Genomic DNA, 12,229 nt, shown 5'->3' on the forward strand with positions numbered 1-12,229 from the left:
CTGTCACTAATTCTTTTTCGGAAATATCACCAAATACTGAAAAAATTTAATATTTTAATACGCAATCTTTTAGACATTAAAAACAATGATAAATATCGAAAATATTTATAAAGATATGTGTTTTTTAAAAATAGAGAGTAATAAAAGATAGATAATTAAGAGTTTTGGAATACTAGGGACACAATGATACCGATACCGCCAGCTTTGACCTGAGAAATGAACAAGTTCATAGCTAAAAGGCTAGCTGCCTCACGCTTCATCGCCAAATATTCAATCCTTGAGAGTCTCGGCTACTTTTACAGCATCTATAATTAATCTTGCCCTATGAGCGTTCGTTACCATGTCGGAAGAAGATATCCGTGCCGCGAGGCTGGAAAAAGTAGACCAGCTAAAACAGCTAGGGATGAATCCTTATGCCTATCGTTGGGAATCTACCCACCACGCAGCGCAATTGCAAGAAAAATTTGCTGATTTACCCAGCGGTGAGGAAGTTGATTTAGAAGTCGCCATTGCCGGACGCATCTTAGCGCGTCGTGTCTTTGGGAAACTAGCTTTCTTTACCTTGCAAGATGAAACAGGCACTATTCAGCTTTATCTAGAGAAAAATCGCATTCAAGAAGGCATGGCAGAAGTTGATGCTGATGCTTTCAATCATCTCAAGCAACTCTCAGATGCAGGTGACATCCTGGGAGTTAAAGGCACTATAAAACGGACTGAAAAGGGCGAGTTATCGGTCTACGTCAAACAATACAGCATCCTCACCAAATCACTTTTGCCTCTACCTGACAAGTGGCACGGGTTGACTGATGTAGCAAAGCGCTACCGTCAGCGTTATGTTGATTTGATTGTCAACCCTGAAGTAAGGCAAACTTTCCGCCGTCGCGCCCAAATTACTGCGGGTATTCGTCGCTATTTAGAACAGCAGGATTTTCTAGAAATTGAAACACCTGTTCTGCAAAGTGAGGCTGGGGGTGCGGATGCGCGTCCGTTTATCACCTACCACAACACCTTAGACATGGAGTTGTATCTGCGGATTGCCACAGAACTTCATCTTAAAAGGTTGATTGTAGGTGGTTTTGAAAAGGTATTTGAGTTAGGGCGAATTTTCCGCAATGAAGGAATTTCGACTCGACACAATCCTGAATTTACGACGATTGAGGTTTACCAAGCTTATGCCGACTACAACGATATGATGGCGTTGACAGAAGGGATTATTACCACTGTCGCCCAAGATGTACTCGGGACATTGCAAATTACCTACCAAGGGGAAGCTGTTGATTTGACACCACCTTGGCGGCGGGTAACAATGCACGATTTAGTTAAAGAACATACAGGCTTGGATTTCAATTCGTTCCAAACATTAGAAGCAGCCAAAACAGCAAGTAAGGATGCTGGGATTCCTGGTGTAGATGAAGCTCAATCGATTGGGAAGTTACTAAATCTAGCCTTTGAAGAAAAGGTAGAAGGCAATTTAATTCAGCCTACCTTTGTCATAGACTATCCTGTAGAAATTTCACCCTTGGCAAAACCTCACCGTTCTAAGCCTGGTTTGGTAGAGCGATTTGAGTTATTTATAGTTGGGCGAGAAACTGCCAACAGTTTCTCAGAACTTACCGATCCTATAGATCAAAGAGAACGTCTAGAAGCACAAGCTGCCCGCAAAGCCGCTGGCGACTTGGAAGCCCAAGGTGTTGATGAAGACTTTCTGACTGCCCTGGAATACGGAATGCCACCTACAGGCGGATTAGGGATTGGGATTGATCGGTTGGTGATGTTATTAACTGATTGTGCCAGTATTCGAGATGCGATCGCCTTTCCTCTACTCAAGCCTGAAGGCAGCTTTCTGAAGGAATTTCGCTATGATCCAACAACTCAAACACTGACTATTGAATTTGATAGTGGAAGTGTTTACGAGTATTTCAAAGTACCTCCTGGTGTCAAGGAAGACTTAGACAATGCACCGTCTAAAGGCCAATATTTTAACAAGTTTATTAAAGGGAAATTTAAGTATGAACAATTAAGTTGAGATAGTAAGTGCCATTCAAGAGTAGGGTGCGTTAGGCAAAGCCATAACGCACCATTTTTATAGTTCAAGCTTTTATTATCTTAGTTGCGCTCACTTATTCTATGTAATATTCCTTATAAAGAATAATATCTTGACATTCCTTATAAGGAATACTATATTGTGAGGTAGGAAGTGACCTGGACTTGGGAACTTTATCAAGATGTTAATAGAGACATCCCCAAAGATTTGCTTGCTTTTTTCATTAGGATGATTCCCGAAGAGGAACAACCAGAAAATCCACCAAAGCCTTTATTGACTGCTTCCGAAACCAGGCGTTTGCAAGTTAACCTTGGCTACCTGTGCAACAAAGGACTAGCATCACTCACCAGTGGCATTTTTGAGAAGCTGGAAGATGACCTGTATGAGTTACGTATGACCAAGAGCGAACATAATCCACGGTTTATCTTAACGGCTGCTACCCCTCAGCGATTTGTGGTGCTACACGCCTTTATGAAAAAATACGACGGCGCTATCAAAGAAAGAGACAAAGCGCCTGCAATAGATAGATTGCGGGAATTGCAGCAGAGGGAACAGTAATGAAAAAGCCTAATTTTCAAGCTTGGTTACAGCAGCCGATCAGCGACGATCCAGAGGTGATTTTGGCGGGGAAGCTAGAGTATTTACGTCTCTATCTTACCGATGCTATGCGGGAAATACGTAATAAAGCAGAATTAACTCAGGCACAGTTAGCCGAAAAACTGGGAGTAAAACAAGCGGCGGTGTCCAAATTGGAATCGGCGTTAAAAGACCATGAATTGGAATCAGTGTTGCACTATTTACATACCTTGGGTGCAGATTTGCTAATAGCCGTCAAACAAGGGGATGACTTATATCAAGCCAGCGATAACGATGGTGTGTTGCTGGTAGATGTACCAGATGTAGTTTCACAAAAGGCATTAGCGGCAAACATGAACCTGCGGGAATATGTTCGGGCAGCGATTGAGAAGTTTTCTAGCGAAGATAATAGACTGAGAACAGCTTTAGTAAAACTGCTGGAAAGTGATGAATCGGTAGCAGTTAAAGTAAGAGAGCTTTTAATTACAAAAACAACACAGGAAATTGTTGTTTATCTGGAAAAATGTCTGAGTTTACCTGAAGAAGACCGGATTTTTGCGGTTAAAAATGTCTTAGCGGGTAGTGTGGCGGTTGCAGAAAGTAATCGCGGAACCAGTAATGAAATTAATGAACTTGAGTTGTTGGATTTAGCTGAGGAACTGCTGGAGAAGTTGGCAGAAATTTTAGGATGACAAAGTGAGTTCTTATGGAGCGGGAAAAACAATCTGACCATCAACAGAGATTAGATAACTTTTTACAAGCTGTAGAAGCTGCTCAAAAATTACAGGATGACATCATGAAGTATGGGCTTGAAGCCGCCTATTTATATTGTGAAGATGTTGATGGAGATTGGCTATAAACATGGGAATAAGAGGAAAATGGACAGCAAATTTCTGTATAATTAGTGACTAATTTCCTGCAAAGTGATGACTTAGTAGCCGTGAAGGGAAGAAAGCAGCTAAAAGATAAATAGCTTCAAGAGATTGCTATTGATTTAGAAAAATGTCTGAGCCTGGTGGATAAAAAAAAGTATTCTTGCTTTGAAAAATCTCTTACCTAGTAATGTCACAGTTGGAGAAATTATTTGTGAACCAGCAATGAAGTTAATGAAATTGACAATATTGAGTTGTTATATTTTGCTGAAAAATTACTGTTAATTTGGTAGTAACCGTAATTAATATTACTAAAAAATGCCTTTATTAGAGCTAACAAAACACAAATAAATAATCTAAAAAAATAGATAATATAAAATAATTCATGAAGGCAGAATTAATAGATTTTTTGATGGAAATAGTGCTAAAAATGTCGCAAAGTAATTCTGATGATAAAATAATTTATCCTTTACTGCAAGATAATTTAGATAAACTAAATTTGAATTTTGCTGAATCATTGCGTCATTGGGCTAAAAATTACTTTGCTGGAGAAAGCTCATATGAGGCTCAAGCACTAGCAGGTATTATTGGTAATTTTGGTGTATTAATTGCACAATTCCCACATGGAAACATAGCTGACAATTTAGATATTGCAATTGCTTGTTGCGAAGTTATTGAAGCCATTTTTAATTGTGATAAATTTCCCAAATTTTGGGCTACATCTAAATGGAATTTGGGAAATGCCTATGGAAAGCGTATATATGGTGATCCGGGAGAGAATTTGGAAAAAGCTTTATTAGCTTATGAGGATGCTTTAAAAATTTATACTTATGAAGAATTTCCTTTAGAATGGGCAGAAATTCAAAATAATCTGGTTTCTTTTTACGTAAAAAAGGCTAGAACTACAAAAACTAAAGTTATTTATTATGAAGAAATAGAGAAAATCTTAAAAATTTGTAATCTAGTAGCAGATATTTTTAAAGAAAATAAATTAATTGAAAAATGGGCTATTGTAAAAAATACTCTTGCATATGCTTACTGCGATCTTTCCAATGATAATCAGTCAGAAAAATGGGAATTAGCAATAAAGATTTATAATGATGTCTTAGAAGTAATCAATCAAAATACATTTTTTGGAATATGGGCAAATACTCAAATGAATTTGGGTATTGCATATGATAAAAGGGTTCAGGGAGATCCACAAGAAAATTTGCAATTAGCTGTTCAAGCTTGCCAGAATTCTTTAAAATTCTATAACAGGGAAAATTATCCATTTGCATATGCCATACTTCAGAATAATTTGGGCAATACTTACCGAGACCAAGGTTTAATCACTTCAGCCATAGCACATTATAGATTAGCCCTAGAAATTCATACACCTGAAATATATCCTGCTGAAGCATTTAGAACTGGTCGCAATATTGGAAACACTACTTTTAAATCAGGAATTTGGAAAGAAGCTATTGATGGCTATAGTACTGCTATTCAAGCAGTAGAGATTAGCCGCATTTGGGTAAAGTCTGATTCTCGTCGTCAAGAAATATTAGAACAAGCCATTGATGTTTATCAAAAAATGGTGCAAGCCTGTATAAATGCAAGAGAAATAGAAAAGGCCTTTGAATACGCCGAGCGATCGCGCTCTAAACGCCTGGTAGACTTAATGGCAAGTAACGATCTCTACCAAAGCGGCGAAATTCCCGCAGCAGTCAAGGAATTATTGCAGCAGTATGAAGAACTGCAAAGGCAAATTGATCATGAACGCGATCGCACCAAATCCAACGATAACCGTAGTCAAACACGCGCTGCTTGGGAAGCTTATAATGAAGCGATCGCATCCTTAGAAGCAGAAAAATATCAAGTTTGGGAAAATCTCAGACGCGAAGATCCTGTATTAGCTGGAGAAATTCAAGTTAACCCTCTCAGCTTGTCAGAAATTCAAAACCTAATTGACCACACCAATACAGCTATCCTCAGTTTATACACTACCAACAGTGACACCTATATTTTTGTCGTCCAGAAAAACCAAATTACTCTCCACAGCTGCATAGGGCAAGGGTTAGATACGTTGCAAAGCTGGATTGAGCAGAATTGGTTATTGGCTTATAAGAATGAACGCAAAAAATGGGAAACTCAAATTACCAGTATTCTCATCGAACTGGCTCAACGCTTGCAACTACCTAAACTGATTTCCCAACATCTAGAAGGTATTGAAGAACTAATCCTTGTACCGCACTTGTTGCTGCACCAAATTCCCTTCGCTGCTTTACCTATTGGCAATAATCAATATTTAGGAGATCAGTTTCTCGTTCGCTATACTCCTAGCTGCCAAATCTTGGAATTTTGTCAACAACGGGAGAAGATAGAAAGCTGCGAATCATATGGTACTGTCGAAGATGCCACAGATGATTTACCCTGTGCAAGTTTTGAAGGTGAACAACTTGCCAAACTGTACAACATTCCTCACTCTCAACGCCTTAGAGGTAGCAATCAAGCTACTAAAGCTAAATATCGCCAGCTAGCTGAACAAGTCCAGGTACTTCACTGCTGTCATCATGCTGAATCCCGTCTTGACAATCCCCTCGAATCATATTTGAAATTAGGGGATGGCAATATCACGTTAGGGCAGTTGATGACACCAGGATGGCGTTTACCCAATCTCTCTGATGTTTTTCTTTCCTGCTGCGAGACTAATTTGGGTAATCCTTCCCTAACTGATGATATTCTCACCCTCTCGACAGGCTTTTTGTGTGCTGGTGCTAGAAGCGTTGTCAGTACTCTGTGGGAAGTAAATGATTTAGCGACAGCACTTTTTTCCATTTTCTACTACCAGCACCGACAACAAGGTAAAAGCCGTCCTGAAGCTTTACGACAAGCCCAAATCTTCTTACGCAGCTTAAGGAAAGAGGACGTTAAAGAAATCTCCCCAGAAGCACAAGCTAGAGAAAAGGCACTAATAAAAGCTAGAAACCAATACAGCTCTAATACCGTAGAATATCGGGAATGGAAGCGTGAATATAAGATGTATGACAGATTTAACCGATTAATTCAAGCAATCGAAAGTTCTACAGAAGAGTTTCCCTTTGCACATCCTCGTTACTGGTCTGGTTTCATCTGTCAAGGGTTAAGATGATGCGCGATCGCACTTACTAAATAATGGCAATTGTATAACTCAAAAAACCTGTCAAAACGTTGCTTTTGCGTTTTTAGAAGTTCTGGCTTGAGAATGCTATAAAATAATCTTAAAATTCCGGCGACTCACTCCAGTTTTGAGGTTTAGCATTATTTGCAAGCAAACGATATTAAAAAACAGTTAAAATTGCTCATTGAGGAAGCATCTGTAATAGATCCTAGTTTGGCGAAAAGATTAGAAGAGATCAATCGCTGGGTTAAAGATGTTAAGCCTGGTTCCCTAACGGCTAAAAAATTTGTACTTTTTTTTCTGCAACAGTTAATTAAAGATGCTCTAATTTGGCTGGATATTCAAGCCCTAGCATCACCAGAGGAGCAGCAACAGTATTATGACCGCATGACGCCAACGGAATATTATTGGTATAGGTATTTATTTCCCAAATGGATAAATCAACCTGATCCAAAGTTTTCTATATGGAAACAAAAATTAATGGCTGGAGAGTTTAATCCGGCTGATACTCATGTTCTGCAATTGATTGCTTCTGATATCGTCCATCGTGAAGGGACTTTTTGGCAGTGCTATATCGCAGACTTCTCAATGGCAACTGATATAATTGTTAGTAGTAGGCACAAAGAGCCACTATGCATTCAGATCACTAGCCTCTCTGATGAATTTTCTCAAGAAAAGTCTGATAATTGGGAAAATACTTTGCAACGCTGGGGCATAGATAGAGGTTTATTCTTAAGTTACAATCCCCACATTACGGATTTTGTCAATCAAGTAGTGAATATATCACTGTATAACAGCGATCATTTGAAAACGGGCGTTTATTTAAAATTTAGTTTATAGTTTCAGGTCATTTTCCTTCACTGTCTTAACCAAACTACATCATTATGGGGAAACACAGTTCAGTTGAAGCTCAACAAAGATTGGAAAAATTTTTAGAACATTTAGAAGCAGCCAGAGAATTACAAAGAAATTGGATGACTTATGGGCTTGACTGTGTAAACATCTATGTTGAAGATGTGGATGAAGACTGGTGGGAAAAGTGGGCAGAAGAAGAACACCAAAGTTTTGTAGACTCAGTTATAGAGTTTCTCAAAAGTGATGACTGGCTTGCGGTAAGAGTACGTAAGCAGCTAGCAAACAAACCAATCCTAGAAATTGCCGAAAAGCTAGAAAAATACCTGAGTTTCCCAGAAGAAGAGCGGATTTTTGCTATAAAGAATTTTTTAGCAAGTAGGTTTACAGTCGAAGAAATTAACCGAAATATCAGTAATGAATCTGAGGAAATGGAACTTCGGGATTTAGCCGCAGAACTTTTAAAGAAATTGGTAGAGATTCAAGGAAACAATGTAGAGGAATTTCGGTAATTTTCCTCCGGTGCTGAAAATTAATTTATATGAAGTCTGCTAATTACTTGTCATTACGTAGGCGCGGCCTTACCGTTTGGCGAAGTCTTTCTCGTAGGGTGTTTGACAGGAAAAGAGTAGGGTACTAAGTGAATCAATCGCAAGATTTGAAGATTGCTACCTTGGGAAAGTTAGTTTGTGTCTACCTTGGACTTGCAATGAAAAATCAGTAAGTAATTAACCTAACTTGATATTACTTGATCGGGAGAAATCTATCAAAAATGAAGAGGGCGCGTTATCGATTTACTGAACGCACCCTCAAATAATGGTTAATTGGCAACTTCAGCCATTTCAATAATTCGCCCTTCATAATCTTTCACTAAAAAATTTAGGGGCTTCTGATTCCGAATCTTAAACTTCAAACCGCGTGTTTCGACTCGCATTAGAATCATTTCGAGGCAGTCACGGTCAAAACAAACATGGCGTTGCTGATTTTTTGTCCCCAAACTAGCGCCAGTAATTACGTGCAATTGGGTATTTTTCTTAAGCTGATACCACAAACCATCGCTAGCATTATTCATCATTCTGCCAGAGAAACTAGGGCCTGTGGACATATAAAGTGGGTCTATGCCTGTTGCGCCTATGGTTTGTTCGTAGTTGTAGTAGTAGTGCAAAGGCACTTCAGCCGCAGGTAAATCTAGCAGCCCTTCATACAACTGTCGCGCAATCTCCAAATCCGACACCATTACAGTATGTACTTTTGGGGCACTGGTGAGGAACATCCACATCGCACCAGCATAAGCCGCCAGTAGCAACACCATAATGCCTTGAGTAGAGAACAGGCTATCCAGGGGCAGAGAAGGTAAAAAAGAGCCTAAAGTCAAAGGACTAAGTAGGAAGGGTATCACACTAGCTGCTATAACCATGAACAAGTCAAATATTGTATAAGGGAGCCGCTTTTATTATTGTCGATTAAGACTAAAATTAAGTCTTTGTTTATAGTGTATCAATAACTCTAGTGGTCTGAAGTCTGAAGCAAAACAGACAAACATGAAGATATTGTGCGCTTAAATGGGAGACTAACATCCCATACATATTTTAACAACTATCAACTCCAAGGCTTGTGCAAATACCCCACTTTCCCGAAGCTAACCACCCGCTAGTCAAGTCACTGTTTCATCAAAGTGACCAAGAACTGCTAACTTCCTTTCAAATCTCTCCGGATACCGGAAAGTACTTTACAGCGATTTTTTGTCGCTATAGCCCGATAGTGTACACATTGATTCGCCATTCGGCGCGATCGCCTGTGCAAGCAGATTATTTGTTTGCCCTCACTTGGCGGCATATCTATTATGAACTTGGTGGACTAGATTTAAGCAAAAGTTCTCAACCAGATCAAGAGTCCTTAACCCTGCAAAATTGGCTGATCAATATCACAGCCTTCTGCATTAATGAGATTGAACTACCTCCAACAGAAGCAATTCATTATTCTCTCAAGGCAACTTCGCCTGCTTTATGGTGCTACGTTGAACAGGCTTTAGAACAGCTATCACCGATTTTACGGTTTGTGGTCTTAATGGCTCAAACTTTCCGCTGGAGCGAAACTCGAATTGCTGCCTATCTCCAAGCCGAAGGAGAAAATATTACGCCGCTTGAAGTAGCCAATTTTCTTCAAGAAGGATATCGTATGTTAGAGGCCAAATTACCTGGAGATATTCGCGCCATTTACTTGGGTGAAGATTTAGCTTAATCACGACTTAAGTATAAACGCGTATATTTTCTACCTCTATTTTGGAAATTTAACACTCCTTCTTAGACTTTGTACTTAAAAGCGAAATTTCCCGGGTAAGTTTTATGAAACAACGGTATTTCTTACCAGAGGGTAGCATTCTGGATTTCAATCCCACCCTCAGATCTGGACGCTATGGGTTGGAGATTTTGGATTTTGCTATTCTAGCCTCGCGCCCAAATGGTAAATTCCAATTTTTGACTTCTTGCTTTTTAATGTTGGCTGTTTTTTTTAGCCCCCTAACGGCTAATGCTGCTGACATTACGCAACAACTGCACCGCCCATTAAATAATTCCTCGTTGCGAGAATCAAGAGATCAAGCAGACACCTTACTGCGTATCGGTGAGCAACAACAAATTTCCGGTTATGCTGATAAAACAATTGAGTCTTGCTTGCAAGCACTAGAAATTTATCACGCCCTTGGTGACTACAAAGCCCAAGGTATGACTTACGATTTGCTAGCTAAAGCCTACATCGAGCTCAATCGTTTTCAGGATGGGGAAGATGCGTTGCGGCGACGCTTAGCGATCGCTCGCGATACCAAAGACTTTCAGGCTCAGATTTTCGCACTGAATAATATTAGTACTGTGCTGCTGCAAAAAGGAGAATTTACCCCAGCTGGTAAAACCGTTGAAGAAGCACTGACAATCGCTCACAATGTCCAGAATAGTGCAGGTGAAGGACTGTCTTTAAGTAATTTAGGGTTAGTAAACGCCAGGTTAGGCAATTACAATAAAGCAATTAAATTGTATGAAACTGCTTTATCTTTCCGCCGTCAAGTTGGCGATATTCTTGGTGAAACCAATACCCTAAATAACTTAGGCGAGGCTTACCTAGCAGTGGGAAATTATCCCGATACAATTGCCACCTATGGAGCAGCTATGCGGATAGCCAAAACTACCCGCGATCGCACTAACTATTTACGCGCGATTGATGGTTTAGTTATGGCGCATAGTTCTGTAGGACGTTATGAGCGAGCTTTTGACTTATTAGAACAACGCTTAGTAACTGCTAGAGAATTGCAAAATCTGCGGGAAGAATTTAAATCTTTTATGACTTACGGTAATTTGTACGAGCAGTTAAATAATTATCTAACTGCCCGTAACTTTTACGAACGAGCGCTTGTGTTAGCAAAAGCTCTGGAAGACAGCAAACAGGAAGTATTCTTAGTTGATAAGCTGATTAAATTACCCAAACGTTAAAGGCAATCTTTCGCTAGGTGGGCATTGCCCACCTAGCCTTAGGATTTTTGATTCTTATCTAATTCAAATACACTGAGCCATTAGATTGAATTCTCATGGCTTTTTTATCTTGGGCTACGTTTGTGGTTTCCTTTAATCTAACTTCCAATAATCCTGTTTCTGAAGAAGGCTGTGGAGTCACTGACAGCAATCCGCCATCTTCTCGTTGAAATGTCACTGTTACTGGCGCATGTAAACCCTGTAATATTACATCAGACTTGCCGCTTAGCGATCGCTGGTCAGTATCGCCAATGACTTGGTAAGTCACATTAGCTCCAGTATCATTCACTAGCCTGACATTAACATTGCCATTTGCGAGTGCCACTGTAGTAACCGGGGTTTGTCCCTGTTGTTGTAATGACGGTTCAGTTACAGAATTTTGTTGTGTCGGAACCTGCTGAGGCGTTGTGTAGGTAGTTGAACTATCAGGCTGTGAAGGTTGCTGGGAGCGATTGTAGGGCCGTTCGTTTAAAATGCCAGGATTGGGGTTAACTCCTGAGTTAGTTGAGTTAGTAGTCGTTGAAGGTGTTTCTCCACCTACACCCATTCTTGTTTGATCTGCCGATGGCGCAGCAGGAACGGAACCAGAAGGAAGCATTCCTTGGGACTGCATTCTTTGAGTTAGAGCATTGGGAGGACATCCTTGAGGAACCAATACACGATTAGTGTGTTGAGGTTCGTAAAAAATACTTGGGCAGGGATTGACTTTAGCATTAGCAGAACTAGGCTGCTGTGTTACTGGTGTTTGAGCAAATGCTGGAAAACTCATCAGTAAACCGCCACAGATAGCAGCCACTAACTCAGCCGACTTACGAAACTTTGGAGAATTGCTCTTCATTGTTGACTCCTGAAAAAATCTCAGCTTGGCTTTTTGAAAATTTTCTAAATTAGCAAATTATTTCAGGTAATAAATTTGTCAAAAATTACCCTCTGCCATTGAATTTATTCGGCTTTTTACTACTATTATTTAGATGATATTAATTTATCGATTAGCTGAAGTTTTTGGATCTAACTATAGGTTTGAAAATTTATGCAAGCTAAAGCAATGGTATACTTCCTAAGTAGGATTAATATAAATCATTAGTTATAATCCAATAGTTAAAAATAAGTATTGCTGACTACTTTGTTTTCTTTAGGTAAAGGAAAAAATTAAAATTTATTACTTTATTGAAATAATATTTAGCTTATCTAAACTATCTTTAATTCTCATTAGGAATAGAGGTTC

The 12,229-nt window shown here is 39.4% G+C and carries 11 protein-coding genes; 9 read left to right on the plus strand and 2 right to left on the minus strand.

Annotated features, from left to right (window positions below):
- Positions 1 to 340: 340 nt before the first annotated feature.
- The 7 genes from lysS to BV372_RS10205 all read left to right on the plus strand — a co-directional run bounded on the left by lysS (position 341) and on the right by BV372_RS10205 (position 7,995).
- Entirely contained in the window at positions 341 to 2,026 is a 1,686-nt protein-coding gene (gene lysS, locus BV372_RS10180; RefSeq protein ID WP_086686390.1) for a lysine--tRNA ligase, read from the plus strand.
- Between the two features lie 171 nt (positions 2,027 to 2,197).
- On the plus strand, positions 2,198 to 2,602 hold the full coding sequence (locus BV372_RS10185; RefSeq protein ID WP_086686391.1) for a type II toxin-antitoxin system RelE/ParE family toxin: 405 nt from the start codon (positions 2,198 to 2,200) through the stop codon (positions 2,600 to 2,602).
- Entirely contained in the window at positions 2,602 to 3,312 is a 711-nt protein-coding gene (locus BV372_RS10190) for a helix-turn-helix domain-containing protein (protein WP_086686392.1), read from the plus strand. The genes BV372_RS10185 and BV372_RS10190 overlap by 1 nt, the downstream gene beginning before the upstream one ends.
- Positions 3,313 to 3,326: 14 nt before the next feature.
- Entirely contained in the window at positions 3,327 to 3,479 is a 153-nt protein-coding gene (locus BV372_RS36160; RefSeq protein WP_179198039.1) for a hypothetical protein, read from the plus strand.
- 398 nt (positions 3,480 to 3,877) lie between these two features.
- Complete coding sequence (locus tag BV372_RS10195; RefSeq protein ID WP_086686393.1) at positions 3,878 to 6,622, plus strand: CHAT domain-containing protein; 2,745 nt, start codon at positions 3,878 to 3,880, stop codon at positions 6,620 to 6,622.
- Between the two features lie 153 nt (positions 6,623 to 6,775).
- Positions 6,776 to 7,471, plus strand: coding sequence for a hypothetical protein (locus BV372_RS10200; protein ID WP_086686394.1), 696 nt, complete (start codon positions 6,776 to 6,778; stop codon positions 7,469 to 7,471).
- Between the two features lie 44 nt (positions 7,472 to 7,515).
- A complete protein-coding gene (locus tag BV372_RS10205) occupies positions 7,516 to 7,995 on the plus strand; it encodes a hypothetical protein (RefSeq protein WP_086686395.1) in 480 nt (159 codons plus the stop codon).
- Between the two features lie 308 nt (positions 7,996 to 8,303).
- Here BV372_RS10205 and BV372_RS10210 read toward each other — a convergent pair whose 3' ends face one another.
- Positions 8,304 to 8,900, minus strand: a complete 597-nt coding sequence (locus tag BV372_RS10210; RefSeq protein WP_086686396.1) for a glyoxalase-like domain protein — start codon at positions 8,898 to 8,900, stop codon at positions 8,304 to 8,306.
- A gap of 197 nt (positions 8,901 to 9,097) precedes the next feature.
- Between BV372_RS10210 and BV372_RS10215 the strand changes: the two genes are divergently transcribed.
- Positions 9,098 to 9,724: an RNA polymerase subunit sigma-70 gene (locus BV372_RS10215; RefSeq protein WP_086686397.1), complete on the plus strand. Its 627-nt coding sequence runs from the start codon at positions 9,098 to 9,100 to the stop codon at positions 9,722 to 9,724.
- A 104-nt stretch (positions 9,725 to 9,828) separates the two neighbouring features.
- The gene (locus BV372_RS10220; RefSeq protein ID WP_086686398.1) at positions 9,829 to 10,965 is read left to right on the plus strand and encodes a tetratricopeptide repeat protein; all 1,137 of its coding nucleotides are present in this window, start codon (positions 9,829 to 9,831) and stop codon (positions 10,963 to 10,965) included.
- 58 nt (positions 10,966 to 11,023) lie between these two features.
- On the opposite strand, the gene BV372_RS10225 is transcribed toward BV372_RS10220, so the two are convergent.
- Entirely contained in the window at positions 11,024 to 11,842 is an 819-nt protein-coding gene (locus BV372_RS10225; protein ID WP_086686399.1) for a hypothetical protein, read from the minus strand.
- Positions 11,843 to 12,229: the final 387 nt, after the last annotated feature.

Source organism: Nostoc sp. T09 (assembly GCF_002154695.1).
In the GTDB taxonomy this organism is placed as follows: Bacteria; Cyanobacteriota; Cyanobacteriia; order Cyanobacteriales; family Nostocaceae; genus Aulosira.

Bases quoted from the DNA above. Each gene is read 5' to 3' on its own strand.
- BV372_RS10195 (WP_086686393.1), top strand. From the start codon at position 3,878: ATGAAGGCAGAATTAATAGATTTTTTGATGGAAATAGTGCTAAAAATG.
- BV372_RS36160 (WP_179198039.1), top strand. From the start codon at position 3,327: ATGGAGCGGGAAAAACAATCTGACCATCAACAGAGATTAGATAACTTT.
- BV372_RS10205 (WP_086686395.1), top strand. From the start codon at position 7,516: ATGGGGAAACACAGTTCAGTTGAAGCTCAACAAAGATTGGAAAAATTT.
- lysS (WP_086686390.1), top strand. From the start codon at position 341: ATGTCGGAAGAAGATATCCGTGCCGCGAGGCTGGAAAAAGTAGACCAG.
- BV372_RS10225 (WP_086686399.1), bottom strand. From the start codon at position 11,842: ATGAAGAGCAATTCTCCAAAGTTTCGTAAGTCGGCTGAGTTAGTGGCT.
- BV372_RS10190 (WP_086686392.1), top strand. From the start codon at position 2,602: ATGAAAAAGCCTAATTTTCAAGCTTGGTTACAGCAGCCGATCAGCGAC.
- BV372_RS10220 (WP_086686398.1), top strand. From the start codon at position 9,829: ATGAAACAACGGTATTTCTTACCAGAGGGTAGCATTCTGGATTTCAAT.
- BV372_RS10210 (WP_086686396.1), bottom strand. From the start codon at position 8,900: ATGGTTATAGCAGCTAGTGTGATACCCTTCCTACTTAGTCCTTTGACT.